The organism is Jannaschia sp. S6380, from assembly GCF_023015695.1.
Lineage (GTDB): Bacteria > Pseudomonadota > Alphaproteobacteria > Rhodobacterales > Rhodobacteraceae > Jannaschia.
On record NZ_JALKAS010000001.1, the window covers coordinates 994,183 to 1,020,676 of the forward strand.

Annotated in this window: 30 protein-coding genes and 2 tRNA genes; 13 read left to right on the forward strand and 19 right to left on the reverse strand. The window is 66.3% G+C overall.

Features of this window, described 5'->3' with window-relative positions; all coding sequences use genetic code 11:
- Positions 1-49 precede the first annotated feature (49 nt).
- The 10 genes from MWU52_RS05155 to MWU52_RS05200 form a co-directional block, all read right to left on the reverse strand.
- Complete coding sequence (locus MWU52_RS05155) at positions 50-1,240, reverse strand: ABC transporter substrate-binding protein (protein WP_246950065.1); 1,191 nt, start codon at positions 1,238-1,240, stop codon at positions 50-52.
- A 108-nt stretch (positions 1,241-1,348) separates the two neighbouring features.
- A complete protein-coding gene (locus MWU52_RS05160; protein ID WP_246950066.1) occupies positions 1,349-2,188 on the reverse strand; it encodes an ATP-binding protein in 840 nt (279 codons plus the stop codon).
- Entirely contained in the window at positions 2,185-3,033 is an 849-nt protein-coding gene (tatC, locus tag MWU52_RS05165) for a twin-arginine translocase subunit TatC (RefSeq protein ID WP_246950067.1), read from the reverse strand. The genes MWU52_RS05160 and tatC overlap by 4 nt, the downstream gene beginning before the upstream one ends.
- On the reverse strand, positions 3,030-3,515 hold the full coding sequence (gene tatB, locus MWU52_RS05170) for a Sec-independent protein translocase protein TatB (RefSeq protein WP_246950068.1): 486 nt from the start codon (positions 3,513-3,515) through the stop codon (positions 3,030-3,032). The genes tatC and tatB overlap by 4 nt, the downstream gene beginning before the upstream one ends.
- A gap of 24 nt (positions 3,516-3,539) precedes the next feature.
- Positions 3,540-3,776, reverse strand: coding sequence for a twin-arginine translocase TatA/TatE family subunit (locus MWU52_RS05175; RefSeq protein WP_246950069.1), 237 nt, complete (start codon positions 3,774-3,776; stop codon positions 3,540-3,542).
- Between the two features lie 54 nt (positions 3,777-3,830).
- Positions 3,831-5,348 (reverse strand): NAD(P)/FAD-dependent oxidoreductase, encoded by a 1,518-nt coding sequence (locus tag MWU52_RS05180; RefSeq protein WP_246950070.1) that lies wholly within the window; start codon positions 5,346-5,348, stop codon positions 3,831-3,833.
- Positions 5,345-6,511, reverse strand: a complete 1,167-nt coding sequence (locus MWU52_RS05185) for a LysM peptidoglycan-binding domain-containing M23 family metallopeptidase (protein WP_246950072.1) — start codon at positions 6,509-6,511, stop codon at positions 5,345-5,347. Before MWU52_RS05185 ends, MWU52_RS05180 begins: the two co-directional genes overlap by 4 nt.
- 43 nt (positions 6,512-6,554) lie before the next feature.
- Positions 6,555-7,190, reverse strand: a complete 636-nt coding sequence (locus tag MWU52_RS05190) for a protein-L-isoaspartate(D-aspartate) O-methyltransferase (RefSeq protein WP_348645491.1) — start codon at positions 7,188-7,190, stop codon at positions 6,555-6,557.
- A 9-nt stretch (positions 7,191-7,199) separates the two neighbouring features.
- Positions 7,200-7,991: a 5'/3'-nucleotidase SurE gene (surE, locus tag MWU52_RS05195; protein WP_246950076.1), complete on the reverse strand. Its 792-nt coding sequence runs from the start codon at positions 7,989-7,991 to the stop codon at positions 7,200-7,202.
- A gap of 46 nt (positions 7,992-8,037) precedes the next feature.
- Entirely contained in the window at positions 8,038-8,823 is a 786-nt protein-coding gene (locus tag MWU52_RS05200) for an enoyl-CoA hydratase (RefSeq protein ID WP_246950078.1), read from the reverse strand.
- A 55-nt stretch (positions 8,824-8,878) separates the two neighbouring features.
- On the opposite strand from MWU52_RS05200, the gene MWU52_RS05205 reads away from it, so the two are divergent.
- Positions 8,879-9,316: a PaaI family thioesterase gene (locus tag MWU52_RS05205; RefSeq protein ID WP_246950080.1), complete on the forward strand. Its 438-nt coding sequence runs from the start codon at positions 8,879-8,881 to the stop codon at positions 9,314-9,316.
- Here MWU52_RS05205 and MWU52_RS05210 read toward each other — a convergent pair.
- On the reverse strand, positions 9,297-9,578 hold the full coding sequence (locus MWU52_RS05210) for a hypothetical protein (RefSeq protein WP_246950082.1): 282 nt from the start codon (positions 9,576-9,578) through the stop codon (positions 9,297-9,299). The two genes, MWU52_RS05205 and MWU52_RS05210, sit on opposite strands and share 20 nt — an antisense overlap.
- 129 nt (positions 9,579-9,707) lie before the next feature.
- Positions 9,708-9,935: a hypothetical protein gene (locus tag MWU52_RS05215; RefSeq protein ID WP_246950083.1), complete on the reverse strand. Its 228-nt coding sequence runs from the start codon at positions 9,933-9,935 to the stop codon at positions 9,708-9,710.
- Positions 9,936-10,046: 111 nt separating this feature from the next.
- Here MWU52_RS05215 and MWU52_RS05220 point away from each other — a divergent pair, with 111 nt between their 5' ends.
- From MWU52_RS05220 to MWU52_RS05255, 8 genes are all read left to right on the forward strand, one after another.
- Positions 10,047-11,480: a PLP-dependent aminotransferase family protein gene (locus tag MWU52_RS05220; protein WP_246950084.1), complete on the forward strand. Its 1,434-nt coding sequence runs from the start codon at positions 10,047-10,049 to the stop codon at positions 11,478-11,480.
- Positions 11,481-11,633: 153 nt separating this feature from the next.
- Entirely contained in the window at positions 11,634-12,095 is a 462-nt protein-coding gene (rplM, locus tag MWU52_RS05225; protein ID WP_246950085.1) for a 50S ribosomal protein L13, read from the forward strand.
- Between the two features lie 2 nt (positions 12,096-12,097).
- Complete coding sequence (rpsI, locus tag MWU52_RS05230) at positions 12,098-12,607, forward strand: 30S ribosomal protein S9 (RefSeq protein ID WP_246950086.1); 510 nt, start codon at positions 12,098-12,100, stop codon at positions 12,605-12,607.
- Positions 12,608-12,771: 164 nt separating this feature from the next.
- Entirely contained in the window at positions 12,772-13,335 is a 564-nt protein-coding gene (locus tag MWU52_RS05235; protein ID WP_246950087.1) for a hypothetical protein, read from the forward strand.
- 121 nt (positions 13,336-13,456) lie between these two features.
- Positions 13,457-14,314, forward strand: coding sequence for an ABC transporter permease (locus MWU52_RS05240; protein ID WP_348645492.1), 858 nt, complete (start codon positions 13,457-13,459; stop codon positions 14,312-14,314).
- Positions 14,314-15,111: an ABC transporter permease gene (locus MWU52_RS05245; protein ID WP_246950089.1), complete on the forward strand. Its 798-nt coding sequence runs from the start codon at positions 14,314-14,316 to the stop codon at positions 15,109-15,111. The genes MWU52_RS05240 and MWU52_RS05245 overlap by 1 nt, the downstream gene beginning before the upstream one ends.
- Entirely contained in the window at positions 15,108-16,187 is a 1,080-nt protein-coding gene (locus MWU52_RS05250; protein ID WP_246950090.1) for an ABC transporter ATP-binding protein, read from the forward strand. The genes MWU52_RS05245 and MWU52_RS05250 overlap by 4 nt, the downstream gene beginning before the upstream one ends.
- Positions 16,188-16,211: 24 nt before the next feature.
- A complete protein-coding gene (locus tag MWU52_RS05255) occupies positions 16,212-16,673 on the forward strand; it encodes an SH3 domain-containing protein (RefSeq protein ID WP_246950091.1) in 462 nt (153 codons plus the stop codon).
- On the opposite strand, the gene rnd is transcribed toward MWU52_RS05255, so the two are convergent.
- The 4 genes from rnd to MWU52_RS05275 are packed head-to-tail and all read right to left on the reverse strand — an operon-like array spanning position 16,670 to position 20,039.
- Complete coding sequence (gene rnd, locus MWU52_RS05260) at positions 16,670-17,827, reverse strand: ribonuclease D (protein WP_246952767.1); 1,158 nt, start codon at positions 17,825-17,827, stop codon at positions 16,670-16,672. The two genes, MWU52_RS05255 and rnd, sit on opposite strands and share 4 nt — an antisense overlap.
- Before the next feature lie 48 nt (positions 17,828-17,875).
- Positions 17,876-18,493 carry a phosphoribosylglycinamide formyltransferase gene (gene purN, locus MWU52_RS05265; RefSeq protein WP_348645493.1) on the reverse strand — a complete coding sequence of 206 codons (618 nt, stop codon included), beginning with the start codon at positions 18,491-18,493 and terminating at the stop codon, positions 17,876-17,878.
- Positions 18,490-19,539 carry a phosphoribosylformylglycinamidine cyclo-ligase gene (purM, locus tag MWU52_RS05270; RefSeq protein WP_246950092.1) on the reverse strand — a complete coding sequence of 350 codons (1,050 nt, stop codon included), beginning with the start codon at positions 19,537-19,539 and terminating at the stop codon, positions 18,490-18,492. The genes purN and purM overlap by 4 nt, the downstream gene beginning before the upstream one ends.
- A 50-nt stretch (positions 19,540-19,589) precedes the next feature.
- Positions 19,590-20,039 carry an ABZJ_00895 family protein gene (locus tag MWU52_RS05275; protein ID WP_246950093.1) on the reverse strand — a complete coding sequence of 150 codons (450 nt, stop codon included), beginning with the start codon at positions 20,037-20,039 and terminating at the stop codon, positions 19,590-19,592.
- 56 nt (positions 20,040-20,095) lie between these two features.
- Between MWU52_RS05275 and MWU52_RS05280 the strand changes: the two genes are divergently transcribed.
- Positions 20,096-20,172, forward strand: a tRNA-Ile gene (locus MWU52_RS05280).
- A gap of 19 nt (positions 20,173-20,191) precedes the next feature.
- Here the strand turns inward: MWU52_RS05280 and MWU52_RS05285 are convergent.
- Entirely contained in the window at positions 20,192-21,466 is a 1,275-nt protein-coding gene (locus tag MWU52_RS05285; protein WP_246950094.1) for an ATP-binding protein, read from the reverse strand.
- On the opposite strand from MWU52_RS05285, the gene MWU52_RS05290 reads away from it, so the two are divergent.
- From MWU52_RS05290 to MWU52_RS05300, 3 genes are all read left to right on the forward strand, one after another.
- The gene (locus tag MWU52_RS05290; RefSeq protein ID WP_246950095.1) at positions 21,465-22,349 is read left to right on the forward strand and encodes an MBL fold metallo-hydrolase; all 885 of its coding nucleotides are present in this window, start codon (positions 21,465-21,467) and stop codon (positions 22,347-22,349) included. The two genes, MWU52_RS05285 and MWU52_RS05290, sit on opposite strands and share 2 nt — an antisense overlap.
- Positions 22,350-22,408: 59 nt before the next feature.
- Positions 22,409-22,483, forward strand: a tRNA-Asn gene (locus tag MWU52_RS05295).
- Positions 22,484-22,635: 152 nt separating this feature from the next.
- Positions 22,636-24,705 (forward strand): hypothetical protein, encoded by a 2,070-nt coding sequence (locus MWU52_RS05300; RefSeq protein WP_246950097.1) that lies wholly within the window; start codon positions 22,636-22,638, stop codon positions 24,703-24,705.
- Positions 24,706-24,971: 266 nt separating this feature from the next.
- Here MWU52_RS05300 and MWU52_RS05305 read toward each other — a convergent pair whose 3' ends face one another.
- Positions 24,972-25,262 (reverse strand): hypothetical protein, encoded by a 291-nt coding sequence (locus MWU52_RS05305; RefSeq protein ID WP_246950099.1) that lies wholly within the window; start codon positions 25,260-25,262, stop codon positions 24,972-24,974.
- 840 nt (positions 25,263-26,102) lie between these two features.
- Complete coding sequence (locus MWU52_RS05310; RefSeq protein ID WP_246950101.1) at positions 26,103-26,405, reverse strand: hypothetical protein; 303 nt, start codon at positions 26,403-26,405, stop codon at positions 26,103-26,105.
- Positions 26,406-26,494 lie beyond the last annotated feature (89 nt).

Sequence of the window (26,494 nt, forward strand, 5' to 3'; positions counted from 1 at the left end):
AAACGGCCCCGGTCGTTGCCGGGGCCGCCCAGTCGTCATTCGGCGCGGATCAGCGGTAGCCGACCACCGCCAGCTTGCCGTCCTCGAACGTGATCTGGCGATAGTTGCCGGCGGACTCGCCCGGTCCGATCAACTCGACCGCCGAGGCGCCGACATAGTCGACATCGCCGCCATCGGCGATGATCTGGAGCGCCTTGCCCAGCTCGCCGGGCATGATCTCCTCTCCCGGGGCGTTGGCGACGTCCATGATATGCTGCTTGTAGGCCGCCGGATCGGTCGAACCCGCCGCCTGCATCGCCAGCATGATCAGGGCCGCGGCGTCATAGCTCTCGGCCGAGAAGGGCTGCGTGCCGTCGTAGCCGGCCTCGGTCGCCATGTCCTGATAGGCCTGCGCGCCGGGCGAATCGGTGCCCGGGTTGGCGCCCAGCGAGCCGTCGATCTCGGACCCGAAATTGTCCTCCAGCGCCTGGCTCACCATGCCGTCGGGGAAGTAGAACATGTCGAACGCGCCGGAATCCAGCGCCGCGCGCACGATGCCCGAACCGCCCTGGTCGACGTAGCCCGCAACGATCAGAAGATCACCGCCGGCAGCCGCCAGCGCACCCACTTCGGCCGAGTAGTCGGCCTTGCCGTCCTCATGCGCGGCGGAAATCGTGACGGTGCCGCCCGCCTCCTCGATATTGGCCTGGATCGCATCGGCCAGACCCTTGCCATAGTCGTTATTGGTATAGGTCAGCGCGACCTCGTCGATGTCGTTCTCCTGAAGGATGTCGGACACGATCACGCCCTGGCGTGCGTCCGAAGGCGCGGTGCGGAAGAACAGGCCGTTGTCCTCGGCCGTCGACAGGCCGGGCGACGTGGCCGAGGGCGACACCATCACGACGCCGTTGGGCAGTGCGACATTCGACAGCATCGCACCGGTCACGCCCGAGCAGTCGGCGCCGACAATGCCGGCGACGCCGTCGGTGGTGATCAGGCGTTCCGTGGCCGAGGTGGCGGCGGCGGCGTCGATGCAGGTGCTGTCGGCGCGAACCGGTTCGACCGCGGCGCCATCCAGCAGGTTGCCGGATTCGGTGACTTCCTCCATCGCCATCTCGGCGCCGGCGGCCATCGTGGGCGCGAGCGATTCAAGCGGGCCGGTGAAGCCCAGCACGACGCCCAGCTTGATGGGGGAATGGGCGTCGGCGAACGCGCCCGTCGCGGCGAGGGTCGCGGCCGAGGCCAGCAGAAACTTCTTCATCTTGATCTCCCTATTGGTGGCCCGATGCTGGGCCTTGCCGCTGGCGACCCTAAGACGTGGTATTTCGCTTGGAAAGGTCCGATCTGGCCTTACGAGGCAGAATCGACGTCAGACGCGAATGCCGTGGCGTCCGGCCAGATCGGTGAAGAACTGCCAGGCCACCCGACCGGACCGCGCACCGCGCGTGGCCTGCCATTCGATCGCCTCGGCCCGCAGGACATCGTCGGCGACGGTCAGGCCGAACGCGTCGCAATATCCCCGGATCATCGACAGATAGCTGTCCTGATCGCAGGCGTGGAACCCCAGCCAGAGGCCGAACCGGTCGGAGAGCGAGACCTTCTCCTCCACCGCCTCGGACGGGTTGATGGCGCTGCCGCGCTCGTTCTCGATCATGTCGCGCGGCATCAGGTGGCGGCGGTTCGACGTGGCGTAGAACAGCACGTTCTCGGGCCGCCCCTCGATCCCGCCGTCGAGCACTGCCTTGAGCGACTTGTAGGCCGCGTCGTCATGGCTGAAGCTCAGGTCGTCGCAATAGAGGACGAAACGGTGCGGCGCGTCCCGCAGCAGGTGCAGCAGACGGCCGACGCTTCCGATATCCTCGCGCTGCAACTCGACCAGCTTGAGGTCGGTCGCTTCAAGTTCACCGTGCACCGCCTTGACCAAGCTCGATTTTCCCATGCCCCGCGCCCCCCAGAGCAGGGCGTTGTTCGCCGGCAACCCGTCGGCGAAACGGCGCGTGTTGGCGAGCAGCGTGTCGCGGGCCCTGTCGATGCCCACCAGCAGGTCCAGGGGAATGCGGTTGACCGTCCCGACGGGCACGAGGCGGTCGGGATCGGCATCCCAGACATAGGCGGTGGCCGACCAATCGGGCGCGGGCGACGGCGCGGGGGCCAGACGTTCGAGCGCGTCCGCGATGCGGTGCAGCGACACGTCGGCGCCGTCCGTCAAAGGGCTTCGTCCTCGTCCAGCAACCCCTCTTCGCGCATCCGCTGCAGGCGCTGACGCTCAACCATCCGCACCAGCCAGATGGATACCTCGTAGAGGCCGTAAACCACCACGAAGAGGATCAGCTGGGTGATGACATCGGGCGGCGTCACCAGCGCGGCCACCAACAAGATGCCGACCACGGCATATTTACGCACCCCGCCCAACCCCTCGGCCGACACGAGACCCGCCTTGCCCATCAGCGTCAGTAGGACGGGTAGTTGGAAGCAGAGGCCGAAGGCGACGATCATCTTGAGCGAGATATCCAGCGACTCGTTCACCTTGCCTTGGAAGACGATGCCGATACCGCTTTCACTGACCCCCTCGACCCCGTCCGCGACCAACGCCGCCAGCAGCGACGCGGCATCCGCGAAGCCCAGGAAGAACTGCATCGCCAGCGGAACGACGATGTAGTGGGCAAACGACGCGCCCAGCAGGAACAGCAGCGGCGACGCAATCAGGAACGGCAGAAACGCGCTCTTTTCCTGCTTGTAGAGGCCCGGCGCCACGAAACGCCAAAGCTGATGCGCGATCACCGGGAACGACACCATCAGCGCGGCCACGACCGAAACACGGATCAGGGTGAAGAAATACTCCTGCGGGGCGGTGTAGATCATCGTCGGGTTCGGGTTGCCCAGCCGGCGCATCGTGTCCTCGATGGGCAGCAGCAGGAACTTGAGGATCGGCTCGGCCACGATGAAGCACAGCACCATCGCGGCCAGGAACGCCGCGACCGATCGGATCAGACGCGTCCGCAATTCCGCCAGATGCTCGATCAGCGGGGCGGAGCTGTCGTCGATCTCGCTCACGACTTGGCCTTCGCGGTCTCGGGCGCCGGATCGGACGTCAATTCGGGTTCGGGCGCGGCCGGGTCGGGTATCAGATCCGGCTCCTCGGACAGTTCCGCCGCCTCGGCGTCCCGGCGGGCCTGCGCCTTGGCGGCGGTCGACGCCTCGATCTTGGCCTTGGCCGCGGCGCGGTCGGGCGACAGGCCGGGCGTTCCGTCCGGCGCGTCCGGCGACCAGGCCGACAGATCGCCCGTTGCGTCCTTCAAGGCATCCATGCCGTATTTCTTGGGGTTCGTGACCTTGCGCAGATCGCCGGCGATGTCGCCCACGCCTGACTGGTCAGCGGCATCATTCATCGCTGTCTGGAACTCGCGCGCCATGCGCCGGGCCTTGCCGGTGAACTCGCCCAGCGTGCGGAACATGCGCGGCAGGTCCTTGGGGCCGACCACGATCAACGCGACGACCCCGATGACGAGAAGCTCACTCCAGCCGATATCGAACATGAGGTCCGCCCCCTGAAGCCAGGATCAGACCTTGTCCTTCTCGGCCGCCTCGGGCGTGACGTCGCGCGCGGCGGTGCCGTCGGCCAAGGCCGGATCGGCGGTCGAATCGTCGTCCTTGGATCCGTCGCTGACGCCCTTCTTGAAGGCGGTGATCCCCTTGCCGACCTCGCCCATGAGCGAGGAGATCTTGCCGCGTCCGAACAGCACCAGCACGACCACGGCGATGAGTAGAAGGCCCGGAAGGCCGATATTGTTGAGCATCTGAAAACTCCCTCAGGCACGGGGCCCAGGCCCCGGTCGCAACTCCGCCTTTACTTACGCGTTCAGGGGCGGAGTTGAAAGAACCCTCTCGGGATTTTGCACGGGCGCGCCGGCCCGACCGAAGGTCATCGCGTCGGTCACCGTCCCGGCACCCAGCAGGCGCCGGTCGACGATGTAGTTCTGCAGCATCCGCCAGGGCGCGCGGTCGGTCTGGCGCGGGATCCTGTCGCGGGCCCGTTCGAGGTAGCCAGACGACAGCTCGAACGTCGGTCGAACGGGCAGATCGGGCGGCGGCGCATCGGGCACCGCCCAGTCGAACCCGCCTTCGTCCATATGGTCCAGCAGACGTCGGGTATAGCGCGCGATCAGCTCGCATTTCAGCGTCCAGGACGCGTTGATATAGCCCAGCGCCATCGACAGGTTCGGCACGCCCGAATACATCACGCCCTTGTACGCGAAGGCCCGACCGATATCGATCGGCACGCCGTCGCGCGACAGTGTCGCGCCACCCGCGACCTGAAGGCGCAGGCCCGTGGCCAGGACGATCGCGTCCGCCGCGATATCGCGGCCCGACCGCGTGCGGCCCCCCCGCGCCGTCACCGCGTCGATCCGATCGGTCACGATCGCGGCGCGCCCGTCCCGCAAGGCGTGGAACAGATCGCCGTCGGGCACGATGCAGAGGCGCTGGTCCCAGGGGTCGTAGGCGGGCGTCAGATCCAGGTCCGGGTCGACGGCCGACCCGGCCGCCCGGGCCGCCGCGCGACGGATCAGCCGCGCGATCATGCCGGGCGCGCGGCGCGAGGCTTGGTAGAACCCCATCGTCAGCAGAATGTTCTTCCAGCGGGTCAGCGCATGCCCCCGGCGTTCGCCGAAGACGCGGCGCAGGCCGTTCGCCACGCGGTCCGTCGATGGCATCGCGACGATATGGGTGGGCGAACGCTGGAGCATCGTGACATGTGCCGCCGACCGCGCCAGTTCCGGCACCAGCGTCACCGCCGTCGCGCCGGAGCCGACGACGACGATCCGTCGGCCGGCCGGATCGAACCCTTCGGGCCAGTGTTGCGGATGCAGGACCGGGCCGGCGAAAGCGTCCAATCCTGGAATGTCCGGGCGGTGACCCCGCGCATAGTCATAGTATCCCGTGCAGAGATACAGCCAGCGACAGGTGACCTGCTGCGTCACCGTCTCGCCGGTGTCGCCCATTTCGAAGGTCAGGCGCCAGCGCGCGACATCCCCCTGCCAGTCGGCGGCGACCAGGCGGTGCCGGAACCGGATCTTGTCGTTCAGGCCAAGGTCGCGCGCCGTGTCGCGGACATAGGACAGGATGGCGGGGCCGTCGGCGATGGCCTTCTCGGAGGTCCAGGGACGGAAGCCGTAGCCCAGTGTCGCCATGTCGGAATCGGACCGGATGCCGGGATAGCGGAACAGGTCCCAGGTGCCGCCGATACCATCGCGCGCCTCGAACAGGGTGACGCTGCGGCGGGCGCCGTCCCGCGTCAGGTGATGGGCCGCGCAGATCCCCGAGAGGCCCGCGCCCACGATCGCGACGTCGCAGTCGACCTGTCCGCTCACCGCAGGAGGGGGGCCGGATCGACCGCGTCGAAGCCGCGGCGCACCTCGAAGTGCAGGAAGGACGGGTCGCCGCCGCCAACACTCGCGAGGCGTTGCCCGGCCGTGATCGAGTCGCCCTTCTCCACGGTGATGTCCTTGATGTTCGCATAGACCGTCAGCAACCCGTCGGCATGGCGCAGCACCAGGATCGGCACCTGATCGGTGTCGCGGGTGATCGCAGCCACAGTGCCCGCCGCGGCGGCCTGGACGGCCGTGCCCTCGGCGGCACGAAAATCCACGCCCTCGTTGCGGTCGGAGAACGGGCGCAGCACCTCGCCCGCGACCGGACGGCTCAGCCTCGTCGGACCGGAGGCCGCAGGCTGCGGCGCGGCCGGCGCGACCGGCTCGGCGGTGCCGCTGGCATCGGTACGGAACTGGTCGAGGTTCGGGCTGGGCGGGAGCGGCTCTGCCTCGACCGTCTCGGGCAGCGCGGAACTGGCCGAGGGCGGAACCGGCGTCGCCGTCCCCTGCCCCGGATCCGGCGCCGCAACCGCCGTGGCGCCGTCAGGCGCAATCACCAGCGGGATCAGCAGGTACTGCCCCTCGCGCACGGCGAGGTCGGGCCCGAGGCCGTTCCACTCCGCCAGCGACGACGGGCTGACACCGTAAAGGCGCGCGATGGAGAAGGCCGTCTCGCCCCGCGCGACGCGGTGGCGCACCGGCTCCTGCCCGGGCTGGACGGTAACGGCGGGCCGTGCGGCCCCAGGCGCGGCGCGATCTATCGCCGCGCCCGCGATGGTGGTGATGTCGGGCCGCCCACCCGGCGTGGACGCGCCCGTGACCCGGCGCGGCAGGGCCAGCACGGCATCCGCGTTCAGCCGCGCATCGGGCGTCAGGCCGTTGAACCGGGCCAGTTCCCCGGCGCCGATGCCGACGCGTCCGGCCACGTCCGCCACGGTGTCGCCGCGGCGTGCCACGGCGACCTGGTAGTTCGGATAGGTGATCAGCCCGCGCGCGTCGGGTTCGGGCCGCTCGGCCGGGCTGACCGTGACGCCGCCCGACGTGCCGGCATCGTCGCGCAGGTCGAAATCGAGGTTTCCCGATTGAAACTCCGAACACCCCGCAATGATCGTCGCGCCAAGAAGAATGCCCGCCCAGCGGGTCCGCTTGCCTGTCCCGGACATCGCTGTCCCCCTTGTCTGCCCCGTTTGCGGGATGCCACGCGCTTCAGTCGTGTTCCACCCCTTCGACCAGCGGCACGAAGCGCACCGGACTCAGTTCGTCGTATTCGTACCCGTCCGCGGTGCGCGTCACCTTGATCAGGGTCTGCACGTGATCGGACACCCCGACGGGCAGCACCATGCTACCGCCGATGCGAAGCTGTGCCAACAGCGGTCCGGGCGTGTCCTCGGCGGCGGCGGTAACCAGGATGCGGTCGAAGGGGGCCTGCTCCTCCAGACCGTGACTGCCGTCGCCGGTGATCTGGGTGATGTTGGTCAGGCCGAGTGCGGCGTGGTTCACGCGCGCCAGCCGCGTCAGGGCACGGTGACGTTCGACGGTATAGACGCGGCGGGCCAGCTTCGACAGGATCGCGGCCTGGTAGCCGGTGCCCGTACCGACCTCGAGAACCTTGTCGCGGGGCTGCGGGTCGAGCGCCTGCGTCATCAGGCCCACGACCGAAGGCTGGCTGATGGTCTGCCCCGACGCGACCGGCAGGGGCACGTCCTCGAACGCGCGCGCGGCGAAGGTGGGGCTGACGAAGCGGGCCCGGTCGACCTGCTCCATCGCGGTCAGGACGCGCATGTTCGTCACCCCGCGGGAGCGGAGCGCGACGAGAAGGCGCATGGTGTCCTCGGGCGTCATGCCTGTCCGTCATCCATAATCGTCGAGCACCCCTTGCAGATCCCCTAACGCGGCGCGGCAGGTCAGGTCGCAGCGCATCGGCGTGACCGACACCCACCCGTCGAGATTCGCGCGCACGTCGGTGCCGTCCTGCGTCGTCTCGCCCTGTGCGCTGCCACGGATCCAGAGGTATTCGCGCCCCGAGGGCGCGGTCTGCGGACTGACGCCCATGCGTCCGTCGCCACGATAGCCCTGCGCCACGGCGGCCAGTCCACGCACCTTGCCCGCCGCAACGGGGGGGAAATTCACGTTGTAGAACAGCTTGTAGTCGTCGCCGCCCCAGGGTGCGTCCTCCATCAGGCGCGTGACGCAGGCCGCGCCGTGGGTGGCGGCCGCTTCGAACGGATCGTCCAGATCGACATTGCCCGGGCCATAGAACTGCGACAGCGCGATGCCGCGGACGCCCTGCAGCGCCGCCTCCATCGCCGCGCCAACCGTGCCGGAATAAACGGTGTTCTCGCCCGCATTGTTGCCCCGGTTGACGCCGGACAGGACCAGATCGACCGGTCCGTCGACCAGATACCCAAGCCCGGCCAGCACGCAATCGGCGGGCGATCCCTCCAGCGCGAAACGCCGCGCCTCGAGCTTCGAGATCATCGATGGCTTGATGTAGTTGATGCAGTGGCCCACGCCCGACTGCTCGAACGCGGGCGCGACGGTCCAGACCTCGCCATCGGCGCCGGCGACGTTGCAGGCGATCTCGTGCAAGGTCGCCAGACCCGGGGCACCGATGCCGTCGTCGTTGGTGATCAGAATGCGCATGCGGTCTTTCCCTGCCCGGTCCTCGCAACGCATTACGGCGGGCGGGTCACTGCGTCCAGCGGGGGGCGCGCTTTTCGAGGAAGGCCTGTATCCCCTCTGCCGTATCGTCATCCGACAGATTGGCGACCATCGCGTCGCGGGCCAGTCGATAGGCGTCTTCGACCGGCATCTCGGCCTGGGCATGGAAGATGCTCTTGCCGACACGCACCGCACCCGGCAGCTTCTTCGCCAGATGCGTGGCGTAGTCGTCGATACATTCGTCCAGCGCGTCGGACGGCACGGCGCGGTTGACCAGCCCGGCCTGCACCGCCTCTTCGGCCGACAGGAACCGACCCATCGACAGCATCTCGAACGCGCGCTTGCGGCCGACGTTCCGCGTCAGCGCGACCATGGGGGTCGAGCAGAACAGACCGATATCCACCCCGTTCACGCCGAAACGCGCGTCGGCGGCGGCGACCGCAAGGTCACAGGTCGCGACGAGCTGGCAGCCCGCCGCCGTGGCAAGGCCATGGACACGCGCGATGACCGGCTGGGGCAGGTTGCGGATCTGCGCCATCACCGCGGCGCAACGGTCGAACAGGTCGGCGAAGGCGGCCGCGCCCCCGTCTTCGGCCTGACGCATCGCCTGCATCTCGCGCAGGTCGTGGCCGGCGCAGAAGGCCCGGCCCTCGGCGCGCAGGACAACGACCCGCGCGTCACCGGAGCCGATTTCCGACAAGGCGTCGCGCAGCGCGGCCAGCATGGCGTCCGACAGCGCGTTCAGCGAACCGGGTGCGTTCAGCGTCAACGTGGCGATCGGGCCGGTTTGCCGGTGTTGCAGGATGTCGGACATTTGCGATCCCCTTTGCGAACGGTAATCAGGGTGCGAGTCGCGACGGAGGAAAGCAATGCTCAAGATGGACGCGCCCGCGCTGGAGGCGTTCCTCGCCCGCGAATTTCCACAGGTGAACGGCGATTTCACCGTCGAGCGGGTCGACGACGACGGCGTCGCGGTGCGCTTGGCGGTCGGCGAGCGGCACCTGCGCCCCGGGGGCACGGTCTCGGGCCCGTCGATGTTCGCGCTGGCCGATGTCGCGATCTACCTGGCGATCCTGTCGCGACTGGGGCCCGTCGCGCTCGCGGTCACGACGAATTGCGCCATCGACTTCATGCGCAAGCCGGCCGCTGCGACCGACCTGATCTGCGACGCGCGCCTGCTGAAGCTGGGGCGGGTGCTTGCGATCGGGGATTGCCTCATTCGGTCCGAGGGGCGCGACGCCCCGGTCGCACGCGCGTCGCTGACCTATTCGATCCCGCCGGCGCCCGTCACTCCGACCGGCAGTTGATCGCCGCGATCCGGTCGATATCCGCCGGCTCGACGGTATTGAACACCGCGACCCCGGTTCCCGCACTGACGGTGGAATTGGCGATCGGATCGCCCGCGGCATCCTCGGCCAGGCAATACAGGACGCGGCCTTCGGATGGCGGCACGGCACATTCGATCCCCCCGTCCGTGGCGCGACAATCAAGCGCGTCATCGTCCTGCGCGAAGGCAGGCGCAGATGACAGGAAGGTAAGGAGGAGGGCGATCGGGGCAAGGCGGTGCATCGGAATCTCCGTATCTGGTGTGCAGGAGACGAACGCCCGACCGCGCATGACCGGTTCCCGATCAAAAAAGGGGCCGGGTGCGCGTCGCGCGACCCGGCCCAGGGGGGGAAGAGTTCGGATCGGCGGCCGTCAAGCGCGCCAGAATGGCTTGGTCGTCTCGTGCAGGACCTCGGCCGTGGTCAGCCCCAGATCGCCGTAGCGCAGGGGGTCGAGGTCACGCAGCACCTGACGCGTGCGGGCGCGCGTCTCCCACCGGGCGAGCGTGGCACCAGCATCCATCAGAAAGGTCGCGACGGGCGATGCCTGCATGGGGGCATGCACGTTCAGGGCGGGATGATCGAAGGCAGGGGCGGCCATGGCGGATCTCCTCTTGGGCGTAACCTTGCTGTTGTGTCGATACAATATTGATGCTACCGATACAGGACATAGATACAATTTCTGAGCATCTGGCGCCAGCGATACTTTGTTATGGATACAATCAACGACCGGAATGTCCTGCATGTCGATTTCGGCGGTGACGAGCGACCGAAATACGTGGTGCTCGAATCCGCCGTCAGGGCCGCCATTTCGCGCGGCGATCTGCCCTGCGGCACGCGCCTGCCACCGGTGCGCGAACTGGCCTGGCGGATCGGCGTGACGCCGGGCACGGTCGCGCGGGCCTATTCGCGGCTGACCGATGCCGGTCTCCTGCAGGCTGCCGTCGGTCGCGGAACGTTCGTGGCCGAACCCGACGCGCCGGCCCCCCTCTATCGCGAGTTCGAGGCACTGGCCGTCGATTCGCATCCGCACGGCACCGGTGGCGACGTGCACGCGGTGTCGATGCTGTCGCCGACGCTGCCATCGGTCGGGCAGGCGCGCCTGATCCGACGCCTGATGGGCGAGATCGCGGATGATCCGCCATCGGGCCTGATGCACTACCCGGTCCACGAGAACCTGCGGTCCGCCCGCCAGGCCGCGCGCGACTTTCTGGACCATCCCCTTCTCGGTCCGCTGGAGGTCGACGACGTCACGCTGACCCATGGCGGGCAGCAGGCGATCTCGCTCGTGCTGCAGGCGGTGCTGACCGGCCGCCGCCCGATCGTGCTGGTCGAGGAGTTGTCCTATCCGGGCTTCCGGCGCATGGCCGAGATGCTGCGCGCCGAGGTCGTGGCTGTGCCGATCGACGCGCAGGGCATCATACCCGAGGCATTGGCCGAACTGGCCCGCCCCGCCGACGCGCAGATCCTCTGCCTGTCGCCCGACGTCCAGAACCCGACCTGCACCACCATGCCCGAAGCCCGGCGGCGGGCGATCGCGGCGGTGGCGCGGGACTGCGACCTGCAGATCCTGGAGGACGACTGCTACATGATGGGTCCGCCGACCCTGCCCACCCTGCGCCTGATCGCGCCGGAGCGGACGTGGCACATCGCCTCCATCGCCAAGACGATCACCCCCTCGTTGCGCCTGGGCTTCGCCATCGCGCCGCCGGGCCGCCGGCTGGCGCTGCGACGGGCGGCGGAATACAACTCCTTCGGCGTCGGCACGCCCTTGGCGGACCTGACGGCGGCGCTTCTGCCGCACCCGGACCTGCCCGGCCTCATGACCCAGGCGCGCGAGGTGGTCGGCACCTATGTCCGCGCGGCGGTCCGCATCCTGGAGGGGCACGACCTGTCCTGGCGCGAGGATGTCTCGTTCCTGTGGCTGACCCTGCCCGATGGCTGGCGCGCCAGCGCCTTCGTGCGCGCCGCCGAGGAGGTGGGCGTCAAGCTGCGCGCAGCCGAGGAATACGCCGCGCGCGAGGCCAATGCCCCCCATGCCGTCCGCATCGCGGTCAACGCCGGCGTTAATCTTTCCAGCTTCGAGGCCGCGATCGGGCGGTTGCGCACGCTTCTGGACGGCCCGACGGAACGGATCGGGGTCTAATATTGGGGTAAAATATAACCCCATAGTCAAGTTGTTGATTTAGCTTGATAAATCTTGTCTAGCCGGCATTGACACCGCCGCGAAGCTAACTATAAGCCGCCCGATCCGGGGCGTGCCTGCCCCACCGTCATTCACGTCAGATAGGGCAAGGCAATGAAGACCTTCACCATGACCCCCGACGCGATCGACAAGAAGTGGATCCTGATCGACGCCGAAGGCATCGTTCTGGGACGCCTCGCCTCGATCGTCGCCACGCGCCTGCGTGGCAAGCACAAGCCGACCTTCACGCCGTCCATGGACATGGGCGACAACGTGATCGTGATCAACGCCGATAAGGTACAGATCACCGGCAACAAGCGCGAGAAGCCGAACTACTGGCACACCGGCCATCCCGGCGGCATCAAGTCGCGCACCACGCAGCAGATCCTCGACGGCAAGCACCCCGAGCGGGTCGTCATGCAGGCCGTCAAGCGCATGCTGCCCGGCAACAAGCTGTCGCGTCAGATCATGACGAACCTGCGCGTCTACGCCTCGGCCGACCACCCGCACGAGGCGCAGTCGCCCGAGGTGCTGGACGTCCGTTCGATGAATCCCAAGAACACCCGGAGCGCGTGATCATGGCCGAGCAAATCAACTCCCTCGAAGACCTCAAGGGCGCCGTCGACACCTCCGCCGCGCCGTCGGGCGAGGGTGAGGTCCTGCTGGACACCTCCGCCCCGCGCGAGCCCGTCCGCGACGAACTCGGCCGTTCCTACGCGACCGGCAAGCGCAAGGACGCGGTCGCTCGCGTCTGGATCAAGCCCGGCTCCGGCAAGGTCACGGTCAACGGCAAGGACATCAACAAGTACTTCGCCCGCCCCGTGCTGCAGATGATCCTGAAGCAGCCGTTCGAGATCACCGACCGCGAAGGCCAGTTCGACGTCATGGCGACCGTGAAGGGCGGCGGCCTGTCGGGTCAGGCCGGCGCGGTCAAGCACGGCGTCTCGAAGGCCCTGCAACTGTACGAACCCGGGTTGCGTGCGCCGCTCAAGGCGGCGGGCTTCCTGACCCGCGACAGCCGCGTGGTGGAGCGCAAGAAGTACGGCAAGGCCAAGGCCCGCAAGAGCTTCCAGTTCTCCAAGCGCTGACTGCCATACCGGACCCGTCCCGGGGACGGTGTCGAACAGGAAAGGCGTGCCCTAAAGGGCGCGCCTTTCTCGTTTTTTCGGCTGGGTCGTGGCGTCCGGACGATCGGAATGCCAATCACAGCGAAGGGGCCCCATGCCGGGGTCCGATAATGAAAGGTTCGACCATGAAGACCCCCGTGATTTCCGTAATTCTGCTTGCCCTGGTCGCGGGGTGTAACAGCAACGGGGATGATAACGGCCTAGACGACGTCGCGAACCTCGTCTCGGCGGACCTGGACTCCTATCGCGACGAAGGGGAGCGCCTTTCCGACGAGTACGAAGATGCGCGTGCCACGCCGATTGCGGACCTTCCGACCGGCTCCGCCACCTATACGGGCGTCGGTGTGATCGACACCAATCCGGATGGCTTCGACGACGAGGGCGTGATCGGCCGATCCGTCGTGCGCGCCGATTTCGATGACGGCACCGTCACCGCCGAACTTGGTGACTTCCTCGATATCGACGGTGACGATGTGGACGGCCGCGTCGAGATCGAGGATGGCGATCTGTCCAACGGCGTGATCACCGGCGCGCTGTCGGGTGATCTGGCCGGCGGCGACGTGAGTGGCTCCAGCCTCGGCGAGATTTCGGGCGCAAACGGCGAAGCGGTCGGAATTCTCATTAACGGACGGATCGACGGGGGCGATCTCGACGGCAATTTCGACGGGGCCATTATCGCCGACCGCTGATCGGGGGCCGCTCCACAGGGTTACCCCGGCCGATACACATGCCGGGGCCGCCCGGCGCGGCGGGGGCTTGCCCCCTGCCCCGCCATCGCGCAATCCTCGGGGCATCTTGCCGGGGGTGCCGTTGGACCAGGACAGAAAACGCGGGCTGACGCTGATCGCGCCGCCGCTGATCTATGCGCTGGCGCTTCTGGCCGGTCCCTTGCTGGCCATCCTGATGTTCAGCTTCTGGACGCAGGACTATCTGACCATCGACCGGACGCCGACGCTCGCCAACTACCGCGAGGCGCTGACCGATCCGATCTATCGCACGATCATGCTGCGCAGCCTGTGGATCAGCGGGGCCGTCACGCTGGTCACCGTGATCCTGGCATTCCCGGTCGCCTACTACGTCAGCTTCCGGGTGCGCCCCGATCGCAAGTCGCTCTGGCTGTTCCTGATCACCATCCCGTTCTGGACCAGCTATCTGCTTCGGATTTTCCTGTGGAAGGTGATTCTGGGCTACAACGGCGTGCTGAATTCCTCGCTCACCGGGCTGGGCCTGATCGACGAGCCGCTGACCTTCATCCTCTACAACGCGAACGCGGTCATCATCACGCTCAGCCACGCCTTCGCGCCCTTCGCGATCCTGCCGATCTTCGTCGCGCTGGAAAAGATCGACCGCAACCTGCTGGAAGCCGCCCGTGACCTGGGCTGTGGCGCGGTCACGACCTTCTTCCGCGTGACCCTGCCACTGGCGATGCCGGGCGTGGTCGCGGCGCTGCTGATCGTGTTCATCCCGACGGTGGGCGACTACGTCACGCCCGAACAGGTGGGCGGGTCGAACGGCAAGATGATCGCGAACATGATCCAGACGCAGTTCCTGGGCCTCAACAACGCGCCGATGGGGGCCACGCTGGCGGTGATCGCGATGATGATCGTCACCGTCATCTCGCTGGCGGTGGTGTGGTTCGCGCGGCGGCTGGCCGGGGGGCGGACCTGATGCTGCGAATCTACGTCATCGCCTTCATGGCGTTCCTTTACGCACCGATCCTGCTGCTGCCGGTCTTCGCGTTCAACGACGGCACGGTCATCGCGTTTCCGCTCGACGGGTTCACCACGGAATGGTTCGCCGCCCTGCGCACCAACCGGGAGCTGCATTCGGCGCTCTTCAATTCGCTGACGGTGGCGGTGTCGTCGTCGGTGCTGGCGGTCCTGCTGGGGCTGGCGGCGGCGCGGGCGAACGTGCGCTATCGCTTTCCGGGCAAGGCCGCGGCGATGGGCCTGATCATGCTGCCGCTGGTCCTGCCCGAGATCATCGTGGCCACGTCGCTGCTGGTCGTGGCGGTTCGGTTCTTCGGGTGGTCGCTCTCGCTCTGGACGGTGGTGGCGGCGCATGTCCTGATCTGCACGCCCTTCGCGATCGCGATCCTGAACGCCAGTTTCCAGGCCCTCGACCCCGCGATGGAGGAGGCGTCGATCGACCTGGGCGAGACGCGCGCCTCGACCTTCCGTCTGGTCACGCTGCCGCTGGTGATGCCGGGCATCGTCGCGGCGCTGCTGATCTGCTTCACCATCTCGCTGGACGAATTCATCATCGCCTTCTTCCTGACCGGGTCGGACACGACCCTGCCCGTCTATATCTGGTCGCTACTGCGCTTCCCGCGCGAGCTGCCGGTCATTATGGCGCTGGGCACGATCCTCGTGATCCTGTCGATCCTGATCCTGACGCTGGCCGAATGGAACCGACGCCGCGGGCTGCGCCGCGCCGGCGTGAAGGACACCGGAGGGTTCCTTTGACGACACCGACCGATCCCCTGATCCGCCTGCGCGGCATCCAGAAGTACTATGGCGACTATCACGCGCTTCGCGGGATCGACCTGGACATCCAGCCGGGCGAGTTCTTCAGCCTGCTGGGCCCCTCGGGTTGCGGCAAGACCACGCTCCTGCGCGTGATCGCGGGGTTCGAGGACGTGTCCGAGGGGACGGTGGTCCTTTCGGGGCAGGACATGACGGGAGTGTCGCCCAACAAGCGGCCGACGAACATGGTGTTCCAGTCCTACGCCATCTTTCCGCACCTGACGGTTGCCCAGAACGTGGCGTTCGGCCTGCGGAAGGCCCGGGCAAGCCGCGCGGAGAAGGCCGCGCGCGTGGAGGAAGCGTTGGCGATGGTCGGCCTTGCCGGCTATGGCGACCGCGCCGCGCATGCATTGTCCGGCGGCCAGCGGCAGCGCGTGGCCCTGGCGCGCGCGCTGGTCCTGCGGCCCAAGGTCCTGCTGCTGGACGAGCCGCTGAGCGCGCTGGACAAGAAGATGCGCGAACAGATGCAGGTGGAGTTGATCCGCCTGCAACGGCAGGTCGGCATCACCTTCATCCTTGTCACCCACGATCAGGAGGAGGCGCTGGTCATGTCGGACCGCATCGCCGTCATGTTCGAGGGCGAGATCGCGCAACTGGCCGAGGCGGAGGCGCTCTACCGCCGTCCCGAAAGCCGCCGGGTGGCCGAATTCATCGGCGTCATGAACTTTCTGCCGGCCTTCCTGGACGGGGACGACGTGGATGTCTCGGGTCTGGGCCGGATGCCGCTGGCGGAGATGCAATCGACGGCCGCGACCGATGGCAAGCCGGTCGCCGGCTTCCGCCCCGAGACGGCGACGCTGCTGTTTCCCGGCCAGGACGCCCCCGACCGGGTCGCCGAGGGAACCGTCGCCGAGGTGGTCTATTACGGCGACATGACCTATTACGACATGGTGCTGGACGGTTGTGACAAGCCGGTCCGGATTTCCATGCGCAACGTGTTCGGGCGCCCGGTCCTCGACCTGGGCACGCGGGCGCGGTTGGCCTGGTCGCCCGGTGCGGTCACCCTGTTCCGCTGACACGACATCCTGGACGGAGAAGAGATGCGACGAACGATCCTGCTGGCCCTGCTGCTGTTCCTGCCGATCTCTGCGACCGCGCAATCGCTCTATGTCCGCGAGACGGAGACAGGGTATCTGAACCTGCGCGACGGGCCCGGAACCCGCCACGACGTGTTGCGGCGCCTGTCCCCCGGCGACCGGGTCGAGGTCGAAGAGACGATGGGCCGCTGGGCGCGTGTCAGGGGCCCCTCCGGCAATCGCGGCTGGGTGTCGTCGGATTACCTGGAACGCGCACCGCGGGCCACGGGCGATCCGCTGTTCGTGGCGCTGCCGGGAGGTGGGCATCTGAACCTGCGGGCGGGCGCGGGAACGGGGCATCCGATCCTGCGTCGGATCTACGCGGGCGACCGGCTCGTCCCGCTGGGACGGCAGGGCGACTGGATCCGGGTGCGCCATGCCACCGGCGCGATCGGCTGGGTGCACGGCGCCTACGTGAGCCGCTAAAGCGGCACGATCCGCACGTTCTGTCCCTTGCAGGCAAGGGCGATGCGCCCTTCGCAAAGGCGCAGGGCATCGTCGCCGAACACCTCGCCCCGCCAGCCGCGGGCCCAATCGCCATCGCGCGCGCCCGCGGCGATGTCGTCCAGATCGGACGTGGTCGCGACCAGCTTGGAGGCCACGCCGGCCTGCTCCGTCTTGGCCTTCAGCAGCACGCGCAAAAGGTCCGCCAGCGCACCGTTGATCTGGTCGCGGGATTTCTGGCGCGGAACCTCGGGCAGGTCGTCCTTCTCGACTGCCAGACCGCGCGAGACCGCCGCCAGAATACCATCGGCGATCGGACCCTTGCGCGCCTCGCGCAGCAACAGGCGGGCCTTTCCCAACTCGCCCGCGTCATTGGGTTTCAGCGCCGCGATCTCCAGCAGCGCGTCGTCCTTGTAGACGCGGTTGCGGGGCACGTCGTTCGACTGCGCGTATTCCTCGCGGAAGGCGGCCAATTCGCGCGCGATGGCCAGATAGCGGGCGTTCGGATTGCGCGTCTTGAGGCGCTTGTAGGCCTCGCGCGGCTCCACCCGATAGGTCGCGGGGTCGCGCAGGACGTCCATCTCCTCTTCGACCCAGGCGGTGCGACCGGTCTTCTCCAACTCGGCGGCGAGAAATTCGTAGATCACCCGAAGATGCGTCACGTCGGCCAGCGCATAGGTCTTCTGCGCGTCCGACAGCGGCCGGCGCGACCAGTCGGTGAAACGGCTCGACTTGTCGATCTGGGCCCGCGCGACCTTGCGGGCCAACGTCTCGTATCCGACCTGCTCGCCGAAGCCGCAGACCATCGCCGCGACCTGGGTGTCGAACAGCGGCTGGGGGATCGTGTTGCCCTCGATCGCGAAGATCTCCAGATCCTGCCGGGCGGCGTGAAAGACCTTCACGACGCCCGGGTCGCGGAACAGCTCGTAGAGCGGCCCGAGGTCGATCCCTTGGGCCAGCGGGTCGACCAGGACGGCATCGTCCTCGCCATTGCCGGGATAGGCCAGTTGGACGAGGCACAGCTTGGAATAATAGGTCCGCTCGCGCAGGAATTCGGTGTCGACGGTGACATAGGGTGCCCGTGCGGCATCGGCGCAGAACGCGGCCAATGCTTCGGTCGTGGTCAGGGTCGTGATCTTGGATGCAGGAATTGTCTTGGCCTTTCGGACGGAATCCGCCCCCCTCTAGGCGATTCCGGCAGGCGGGGGAAGATCGACCAGCCGTCGGTCGCCCGCCGCAAAGCGCCGCAGCACCGCGGGGTAGAGACGATGCTCCTGCGCAAGCACGCGCGCGGCGAGCGTCTCGGCGGTGTCGTCCGCCCGGACCGGGACGCGCGCGCGCCCGAGGACGGGGCCGTCATCCAGCTCGGGCGTGACCTCATGCACGGTGCACCCGGCCTCGGCATCGCCGGCCGCGATGGCGCGGGCGTGGGTGTCCAGCCCGCGATACTTCGGCAGAAGCGAGGGATGGATGTTCAGCATCCGGCCCTGCCAGCGGCGCACGAACGGGGGCGTCAAGATCCGCATGAAGCCCGCCAGCGCGACGATATCGGGCGCCACCCCGTCCAGTACCTCCTGCAACGCCGCCTCGAACGCGGTCCGGTCAGGATGGGCCCGGTGGTCGACCACGGCGGTGGCCACGCCGCGTTCCACGGCCCGGGCCAACCCGCCCGCACCCGGGACGTTGGAGAGCACCAGGCAGGGCCGGGCCGGATGGTCGCCCGCCATGCTTTCGACCAGCCGCACCATGTTCGACCCGCCGCCCGAGATCAGGACCGCGACGCGTTTGGGCCGCTCGCTCACCAGGCGGGGTCGCCTTCGTAGCGCAGGCCGGCCCCGGCTGCGACCGTGCCGATACGCGCGACGCGTTCGCCCTGCCCCGCCAAAAGCTCCTGCAGCGCATCGGCCCGGTCCGGCGCGCAGATCACGACCATGCCGATGCCGCAGTTGAAGGTCTTCAGCATCTCATCCGGTGCGACCCCGCCCGCATGGGCCAGCCAGCCGAACACCGCAGGTGGCTGCCAGGCGCGCAGGTCGATCACGGCGCCCAGATCCTCCGGCAGCACGCGGGGCAGGTTCTCGGTCAGGCCGCCGCCGGTGATGTGGGCCAACGCATGCACACCGCCCGCGCGGATCGCCTCCAGGACCGGCAGCACGTAAAGGCGCGTGGGCGTCAGCAGGGCCCGGCCCAGAGCCATGTCGGCAAAGGGTGCGGGATCCGCCCAGTCGAGCCCCGCGCGCTCGGCCACGCGGCGCACGAGGCTGAAGCCGTTGGAATGGACGCCATCCGAGCCGAGGCCAAGCAACACGTCGCCTTCGGCCACGTCGCGGGGCAAGGCGCCGCCGCGTTCCATCGCACCGACCGCGAAGCCCGCCAGGTCGAAATCGCCCGCGTGATACATGCCCGGCATTTCGGCCGTCTCGCCACCGATCAGGGCACAACCCGACGCGGCGCAGCCTGACGCGATGCCCTCGATCACCTGCGCGGCCTCGTCTGTGACCAGTTTGGCCGTGGCGAAATAGTCCAGGAAGAACAGCGGTTCCGCCCCCTGGCAGATGAGGTCGTTGACGCACATCGCGACCAGATCGACGCCCGCGGTCGAAAGCTGCCCCGTGTCGATCGCCAGCCGCAGCTTGGTCCCGACCCCGTCCGTCGCGGCCACGAGGATCGGATCGTCGTAGCCCGCGGCCTTCAGGTCGAACAGCGCGCCGAACCCGCCCAGACCCGCCATCGTGCCGGGCCGTTCGGTGCCACGGGCCGCCGGCTTGATCCGGTCGACCAGCGCGTTTCCGGCATCGATGTCCACGCCCGCATCGGCATAGGTCAGGCCGGGCTTCGTGTCGGTCATGGCGGTCCCCTTGCTGCTTGCGCGCGGGCTATCAGGGCGGCGATACGGCATCAACGCCCCTTGAGTGCACCCCTCGCGCCCATGCCTATGAACCAGCGGTTCACGAGGCCTGCCACGATCGCCAGCACCAGCGAGAAGGCCAGGATGATCACCATTGCTTGCATCCCTGCGGGTTCGCCCACGGCAGCGCTGTAGGTGGCGAGGCCGAAGAACCCGATCCCAAGCTGGATCGCCCCGTAGAGCGCGCCGCCGACAAGGGCCAGACGCCAGGCCGCGCGCGCCTCTGGCGCGACACCGATCTTGTTTGCCCAGCGGTTGCCGGTGAGCAAGGCGGCGAGCATCGGCGGTATGATCGCCACCGCACCGGGCGGCAGGTCAAAGGCAAGCAAGCTGCCCATCGCCACGTCGAGCGCCATCAAACCAACCATCGCCAATATCAGGACCAGCAGATAGTGCCCGAGAAAGGGCGTACGGGCGGTCTTCGGGGTGATCGTGGTCATTCCGGTCTCCAGTCGGCTTGACCGCGGCGCGCGGTCTGGTATCGCCTAGACCACGGGGGCCTGTAGCTCAATTGGTTAGAGCAGGGCGCTCATAACGCCTTGGTTGCGGGTTCAAGTCCTGCCGGGCCTACCAAGACCCCCTGCCCCTCGTCTCAGCGCGGCACGACGATCTCGGCCTTCAGCCCGCCCAGGTCCGAGCGCCCCAGACGCAGCGCCCCGCCATGCGCGCGGGCCACGTCGCGCACGATGCTCAGCCCCAGACCCACATTGCCCGCCGTGTTCGACCGCGCATCGTCCAGGCGCGAGAACGGACGCATCGCGGCCTCATACGCGTTCTCCGGGATTCCGGGGCCGTCATCTTCTACCGCCACGACGATCGCGCCCGCCCCGGATTGCAACGACACCCGGACGCGGTCGCCGTAGCGGCCGGCATTCTTGACGAGGTTCGCGACCGCGCGGCGCATCCCCTCGGGGTAAATGTCCGCGTCCAGTTCGGGGCCCGTCAACTCGACCGGTCGGTTCGGCATCGCCATCTCGGCTGCATCGCGCAGCAGCGGTTTCAAGGCCACGCGCGCGCGTTCGTCGGTGGCGCTTTCACGTGCAAATTCTAGGAAGGTGTCGATGATCCGCTCCATCGCCTCGACGTCGCCGGCCAGTTCGGCCGATTGCGGCACGTCCATCATCGAGAGTTCCAGCTTCATGCGCGTCAGCGGCGTCCTCAGGTCGTGGCTCACGCCCGAGAGGAGGAGGGTGCGCTGTTCGATATGACGCTCGATCCGGGCGCGCATGTCCAGAAAGGCCGTGCCCGCCGCGCGCACTTCGGTCGCGCCGGTCGGGCGATAGTCGGCGTGCTGCCCGCGCCCGAACGCCTCGGCCGCGCGGGCCAGGCGCCGGATCGGCCGGATCTGGCCGCGCATGAACAGAAACGACACCGCCGTCATCAGGATCGCCGTCGCCACCATCAGCACCAGCAACTGATGCGGATTGGCCGCCGACACGTTGTGCCGGTCGAACCGCATCCCGGTCCCGTCCTCGAACCCCAGCGCCACGCGCTTGCGCACCGAAACCGTGTCCACCGCCACCAGGTCGGGGAAATCCTCGCGCAGCTGCTCGCGCATGGCGCGGGCCGACAGGTCCCAGAAACGGATGCGACTGGCGGCGGGCGGCGCGCCCAGGTCGATATCGAGCGCATCAGCCAGATCAGGGTGTTCGCGCGCCAATGCGATCTCGCGCGCCATGTTCGACGTCATCTGGACCGTGACATCCTCGTAGTGTCGTTGCAGGAACATGACCGCGACGGCCAGCTGGATCGTGACGACCGGCACGATCAGGATCAGCGCCGCGCGCGCATAGAAACTGCGCGGCAGCCAGCGGGGCGACGCACCGCGGGGCGGCCGATCGCGCAGGGCGGTGGGGGAGGCATCCATGGCACAAGGGTATCCCGGCCACGAAACGGGCGAAAGCGGGCTGATGCGCCTGCGCGCGCCCAATCCGTCGCCGATGACGGCCGATGGCACGAACAGCTACGTCCTGGGCCATGACGACGTCGCGATCATCGACCCCGGCCCGGCCATCGCGGACCATCTAGACCGGATCGTCGCGGCCGTCGGGGGCCGCCCGGTCGTGGGCATCTTCGTGACCCATTCGCATCTGGATCACTCGCCCGGCGCGCGCCCGCTGACGGAGCGGCTGCGCGCCCCGGTCATGGGATTCGGCCCCTCCGCGGCCGGCCGGTCGGCGATCATGGCGCGGCTGTCCGGTCTGGCGGGGGGCGAAGGCGTCGACGCGGATTTCGACCCGGAGGTCCGCCTTCGGGACGGCGAGCAGGTGGACGGCGACGGATGGAGCCTGCGGGCCCATTGGACGCCAGGTCACATGGGCAATCATCTGAGCTTCGAATGGTGCGAGGCGCGGGTCGTCTTTACCGGCGATACGGTGATGGGATGGGCCAGCACGATGATTTCGCCACCCGATGGCGATCTGGGGCAGTTCATGGCTTCGCTCGATCGGCTGGAAGCACTGGACGCCCGTCGTTTTCACTCCGGACACGGTGCCCCGATCGACACCCCTGCGGCACGATGCCGGGCCCTGCGCGCACACCGTCAGGGGCGCGAGGCGGCGATCCTCGACGCGATGGATGGACCCGTCCGTATCCCCGACCTCGTCGCCCGGATCTACGCAGACACGCCCCCGACGCTGCACGCGGCCGCAGCACGCAACGTGCTGGCCCACCTGATCCATCTGGCCGAACGGAACCATGTCAAGGCGACGCCCGCCCCGCTGCCCGAGGCGATCTGGCGGCGAACCTGAAAAAACCGCCCCGCCCCCTTGCGCGCCCGGCCCGCCTTGGCTAGTTCCGCCCTCGGTATTCCGGCGTAGCTCAGCGGTAGAGCAGTTGACTGTTAATCAATTGGTCGTAGGTTCGATCCCTACCGCCGGAGCCAATTTCCCATCAAGCTACTGAAAACGCGTGATTTTCGGATTTAGCTCCGAACGCCTTTTGAGGTTTCTGCGCTCTGCTGACACACAGATGTCACAACGCGCGCACTTCGAGTGAACAGGTCAGGCCATCGGTGTCCCTCTTCCGGAGGGCATCATGCGATCCCAAACCTACCTCTATCGTCAGGGCCGCCACTATCATTTTCGGCGGCGCGTTCCGGGGTTATCCACATCTATCCGTCCTGTGCGTATCGCCCTGGGGACGACAGATGAAAAAACGGCGCATACGTGGTCCCGAACGCTGATTACAGAGTTCGAAGCCATGCTGGACGCCTTTCTTTTCGTCATCGACCCGCTCCCCGAAGAGCTGATCGCGCATTACTTTGATGCGCGACTGAAGCAGGCTTTGGATACCTTGCGTCGGCAATCCCGGATGGAACGGATGTCGGAGCGGAAAGCCACCCTGGCTATGGCCGTTCCAATCCAACGTGTCGTTTTGACCAGCCTACTGACCGACGGTCTTGGCGATGCCCTTCCACCGTCGCATCTTGATGCGACCTGGTCTTCCCACGAAGTGAAGGCCGCGGTCGACCTCTACGCAAGGGAGGTTGCCGTCCTTCGGGATTCCGGGTCGCGCAAGGCCATCCTAGGAGAGTTCGAGGCTCTCACGAGATTGAAACCGAGATCTTCCGAGCACGAATACCAGGTTATCGAAGCCCATCTACATGCACGACTTGCAGCCCTCGGCGCGGAACACGAAGGTCAGAGTATCCGGGCAAAGGTTTTCGAAGACCGCGCAAAAGAGCTAACTTCTTCACAGGGACTCTTTCACCCGGTGGAAACGCGGCATCCTGAACCGCATCCGATGGTTGTCACTCATCCACCGGTACAAAACGCATCGCCTCCGCCCCTCGACACCCTTGCGGTTCCCGGCACGGAAGATGAGGAAACCGCATCGGCGTTTCAGCCTAGCCCACCCTTAACCGAAGGCGTTGCAGAGATTGAGGGTCCCATCACCGTCGAAAAACTCCGGGTACAGCTGACCCAAGCCGAACACATCGCCAAGGAGGGTGCGCCCAGACCGGACGGGGCTGATATTTCCAGCGTTTTCTGGCGTATGGCTCTTGTAGACGGCTTTACCAACCAGACTATCGACCAGCGAGTGACTGGTGTTCGATTGTTTTGCTTGGTTACTGGCCTTCAGCGCGTTGACCAAATTCGTCAGCACCACCTGTCCAGTTTCCGCGACGCTCTTGCCGAGTTCCCGTCTAACTTCTTGCGGTCCGAACATGATGCCAAGAAAACTTTCGAGGAGATCAGATACGAAGCCAGACATTCGTCGAAGCCAACCAAGGCACTGAGCGGAACGACACGCAAAAGGCACACCAAGACGATCGAACTGCTTTTGGAAAGAGCTGAGTCCGAAGGCCATCAGGTCGATCAAAACCTGAGCATCAAGAAAATCAAGCCCAAGCTGAAAGGCGCGGGCAAAAAGCACAATCGTCGCCCCGCGTTCAGGTTCCCGGAGCTTCAGAAGGTTTTCGATCACACTCTGTGGCAAGGTGCTAAAAGCAAAGGCCGTCGGCATTTTCCTGGCGATGTCATCACGAAGGACTGTCGATACTGGATTCCCTTGGTCTTAGCATACACTGGCGCGCGGCGCGCCGAAATCGCCGGTCTCCTCGCCTCAGATATCCAAAAGCGAGACGGGCACGATTGCATTGTTATTCAGGCAAACGAATACCGCGGCATCAAGGGTGAAGAGCCCGGCGAAACTGATCCCACGAAAAAGAAGACCAGGGTGGTTCCAGTGCATCCACACCTCATCGAACTTGGGTTTCTCGAGTTTTCGGAGAAGCAAAAGCGGGGGCGGAGTCCTCTTCTCTTTCCTGATGTCGTACCCAAGCCGCGAAAAGATTCGAAAAGAGCGCTCGCTCCTGATCCAGCCATGATGGTCGAAAAATTTGGCGAGTCGATTGATGATATGTGGCGGAACAGCCTCGAGAAGACATTGGATGGAAATCCACGGGGCTTGGTCATGCACTCGTTGCGCCATTACGTGAACAACGCGTTCCTTTTCGACAAGCACCTGAAGGCACCGGTGCGACTTGATTTGGTAGGCCACGTTGATGACGAAAAGGAAAATACGAACAGGGATGTCTACCGCGATGAGTCTCCGATGCAGCTGAAGGTGGAAGCCATTAATCTACTCCCGCGGATTTTCTAGTCATAGGTCCCCTGGAACTCGCGGACTATGATCATCGCCCTCGAGATGAACACCTTGCCGAGCACATCCCGTGGACGAACAAAATACCTCGATCAGTTCGGACAGGGGCCGTGACCGGTTGGCACCGTCCTCGATGAGACACGCTTCAGTCATGTCAATAATCAGTCTTTCGCCGTCTGAAACCGATACCATGAGGGCGGTTCCCCGATGGACGTGGCGGTGACGCACACGGACTCCACAACTACGAGCCACGGCATGTAACCGCATCACCCAGTCGTATCGCGTTCGGGGTCGCCCAAAAGGAAGGCGATCGATTGCTTCATCTGCTCCATCTCGCGACGGAGCTGGGACATCTCTAGGGTCAGCTCTTGAAAGGCTTTTGTCTGCTGTTCCATCGCCTCCTCGTTGCGGATCAACAAACCGATCAGGCGCTCGGCGAACTCCATTGTGACGTCCGTCTGCTCGGGATCGAGGAGCTGCAGGAGCGGGTGAAGCGTCCGCACGTCCTGCCGCGTCAGGTCGAGTTTGCGATGAGTGAGAGTGTGGTTGTCGAGCATTTCGGTCAAGGTCAGGTCCTTTATCGAGGTTCATGAGGTTTGGATTTTGTCGAAAGAGGTCGGCGGCACGCCGAAACAGGAGCGCTATACCCGCCAATCGCAGGCGGGCCGCCAGGACGAGCCGCCGCAAAATCATGGTCGATGCGAATGCGTGACCCGCGTCTCGAGGGTTCACGCCCCGTCCGGTCAAGATGTTGGACGGAACCAGAAAGCCTGGACGATCAGGAGACGGCTCAATCCGCCACGGCGATCTCCGAGCCTTCAGTGCCATGTTCAGATCTATCATAGTGGCGGGACGCGCGGTGTTCATCACGGCGTTTAGATCTGAGGCCAGCCATGCCGCCTGACCCGCATGCCGCTGAGACCGCTTGGTAACGTGTGCCGATAGGACCCGTTTCGGATCTGGCCTCCATTGTGGCTCGGGCAGCCCAAGTCGCTGGCATAGGTCCCTTTCGAGCGCGTCCGTCGAGCGAACCGACGTGGCGATCTCGAGGGGTCGACCGCTAAACGTCTGACGGGCAGATACGATATGAACGTGGTCACAGCGGGTGTCTTCACCACCCCACAAGGTCCAGGGAACCATTTCGGGTGGGAGCCCACTGCGCGTCAGGACAAAGCGCGCGACATCCGCCCAAGTTGAGTGGCTCAGTTCGGCACCCGCCGGCATCGAGAGCGTCATGTGAACGACGCCATTGCCGTCCGGACGCTCGAATGGCCTCAGCAGTCCGCGAGCCTGTCGCCAAGTCAGGACTGGCAATGAGCCGTATAAAATCTGACCATCTTTTGCGAGGTAACCATAGATCGAGGATACCTTATTATGAAACGTCGTGTACCTTCTCATTAAGCATTCCGATCAATGACAGATCTTAGAGCCGCTCGGGCTTCCCGACCAATCGCAAGGATATCTCGCCGCTTCAGCAGGTGGACGCGACCGGTCTCTGCACGGTTGAGCTGATGCAGCGCGAAGCTGATCCGGGCCAGTTCAGCCGCGATCACATCGTCTGTTTCGCCGTCGTGGTGGAGCGCGGCATATGTCATGAACTTTGCCCGTGTTCCGAAACCGTTCTTGCGGGCGATAGCATCTATCTGATCCGCAACTTCCTGCGGCTGGCGAACGGAATAGGATATGATCTTCTCGGACATGGCTCGAACCTCGTTGGTAGGACTTTGTTCTACCGGTTTGGTTCAGCTGAGTGAAAACGATGCGTGCCTCTGCAATTTCGACTGGCGCT

Excerpts from the sequence above, each read along its gene's own strand:
- MWU52_RS05155 (WP_246950065.1), bottom strand. The coding sequence starts at position 1,240 with ATGAAGAAGTTTCTGCTGGCCTCGGCCGCGACCCTCGCCGCGACGGGC.
- tatB (WP_246950068.1), bottom strand. The coding sequence starts at position 3,515 with ATGTTCGATATCGGCTGGAGTGAGCTTCTCGTCATCGGGGTCGTCGCG.
- MWU52_RS05175 (WP_246950069.1), bottom strand. The coding sequence starts at position 3,776 with ATGCTCAACAATATCGGCCTTCCGGGCCTTCTACTCATCGCCGTGGTC.
- MWU52_RS05185 (WP_246950072.1), bottom strand. The coding sequence starts at position 6,511 with ATGTCCGGGACAGGCAAGCGGACCCGCTGGGCGGGCATTCTTCTTGGC.
- MWU52_RS05190 (WP_348645491.1), bottom strand. The coding sequence starts at position 7,190 with ATGACGCCCGAGGACACCATGCGCCTTCTCGTCGCGCTCCGCTCCCGC.
- surE (WP_246950076.1), bottom strand. The coding sequence starts at position 7,991 with ATGCGCATTCTGATCACCAACGACGACGGCATCGGTGCCCCGGGTCTG.
- MWU52_RS05200 (WP_246950078.1), bottom strand. The coding sequence starts at position 8,823 with ATGTCCGACATCCTGCAACACCGGCAAACCGGCCCGATCGCCACGTTG.
- MWU52_RS05205 (WP_246950080.1), top strand. The coding sequence starts at position 8,879 with ATGCTCAAGATGGACGCGCCCGCGCTGGAGGCGTTCCTCGCCCGCGAA.
- MWU52_RS05210 (WP_246950082.1), bottom strand. The coding sequence starts at position 9,578 with ATGCACCGCCTTGCCCCGATCGCCCTCCTCCTTACCTTCCTGTCATCT.
- MWU52_RS05215 (WP_246950083.1), bottom strand. The coding sequence starts at position 9,935 with ATGGCCGCCCCTGCCTTCGATCATCCCGCCCTGAACGTGCATGCCCCC.
- MWU52_RS05220 (WP_246950084.1), top strand. The coding sequence starts at position 10,047 with ATGGATACAATCAACGACCGGAATGTCCTGCATGTCGATTTCGGCGGT.
- rplM (WP_246950085.1), top strand. The coding sequence starts at position 11,634 with ATGAAGACCTTCACCATGACCCCCGACGCGATCGACAAGAAGTGGATC.
- rpsI (WP_246950086.1), top strand. The coding sequence starts at position 12,098 with ATGGCCGAGCAAATCAACTCCCTCGAAGACCTCAAGGGCGCCGTCGAC.
- MWU52_RS05235 (WP_246950087.1), top strand. The coding sequence starts at position 12,772 with ATGAAGACCCCCGTGATTTCCGTAATTCTGCTTGCCCTGGTCGCGGGG.
- MWU52_RS05245 (WP_246950089.1), top strand. The coding sequence starts at position 14,314 with ATGCTGCGAATCTACGTCATCGCCTTCATGGCGTTCCTTTACGCACCG.
- MWU52_RS05255 (WP_246950091.1), top strand. The coding sequence starts at position 16,212 with ATGCGACGAACGATCCTGCTGGCCCTGCTGCTGTTCCTGCCGATCTCT.
- purM (WP_246950092.1), bottom strand. The coding sequence starts at position 19,539 with ATGACCGACACGAAGCCCGGCCTGACCTATGCCGATGCGGGCGTGGAC.
- MWU52_RS05275 (WP_246950093.1), bottom strand. The coding sequence starts at position 20,039 with ATGACCACGATCACCCCGAAGACCGCCCGTACGCCCTTTCTCGGGCAC.
- MWU52_RS05290 (WP_246950095.1), top strand. The coding sequence starts at position 21,465 with ATGGCACAAGGGTATCCCGGCCACGAAACGGGCGAAAGCGGGCTGATG.
- MWU52_RS05285 (WP_246950094.1), bottom strand. The coding sequence starts at position 21,466 with ATGGATGCCTCCCCCACCGCCCTGCGCGATCGGCCGCCCCGCGGTGCG.
- MWU52_RS05300 (WP_246950097.1), top strand. The coding sequence starts at position 22,636 with ATGCGATCCCAAACCTACCTCTATCGTCAGGGCCGCCACTATCATTTT.
- MWU52_RS05305 (WP_246950099.1), bottom strand. The coding sequence starts at position 25,262 with ATGCTCGACAACCACACTCTCACTCATCGCAAACTCGACCTGACGCGG.
- MWU52_RS05310 (WP_246950101.1), bottom strand. The coding sequence starts at position 26,405 with ATGTCCGAGAAGATCATATCCTATTCCGTTCGCCAGCCGCAGGAAGTT.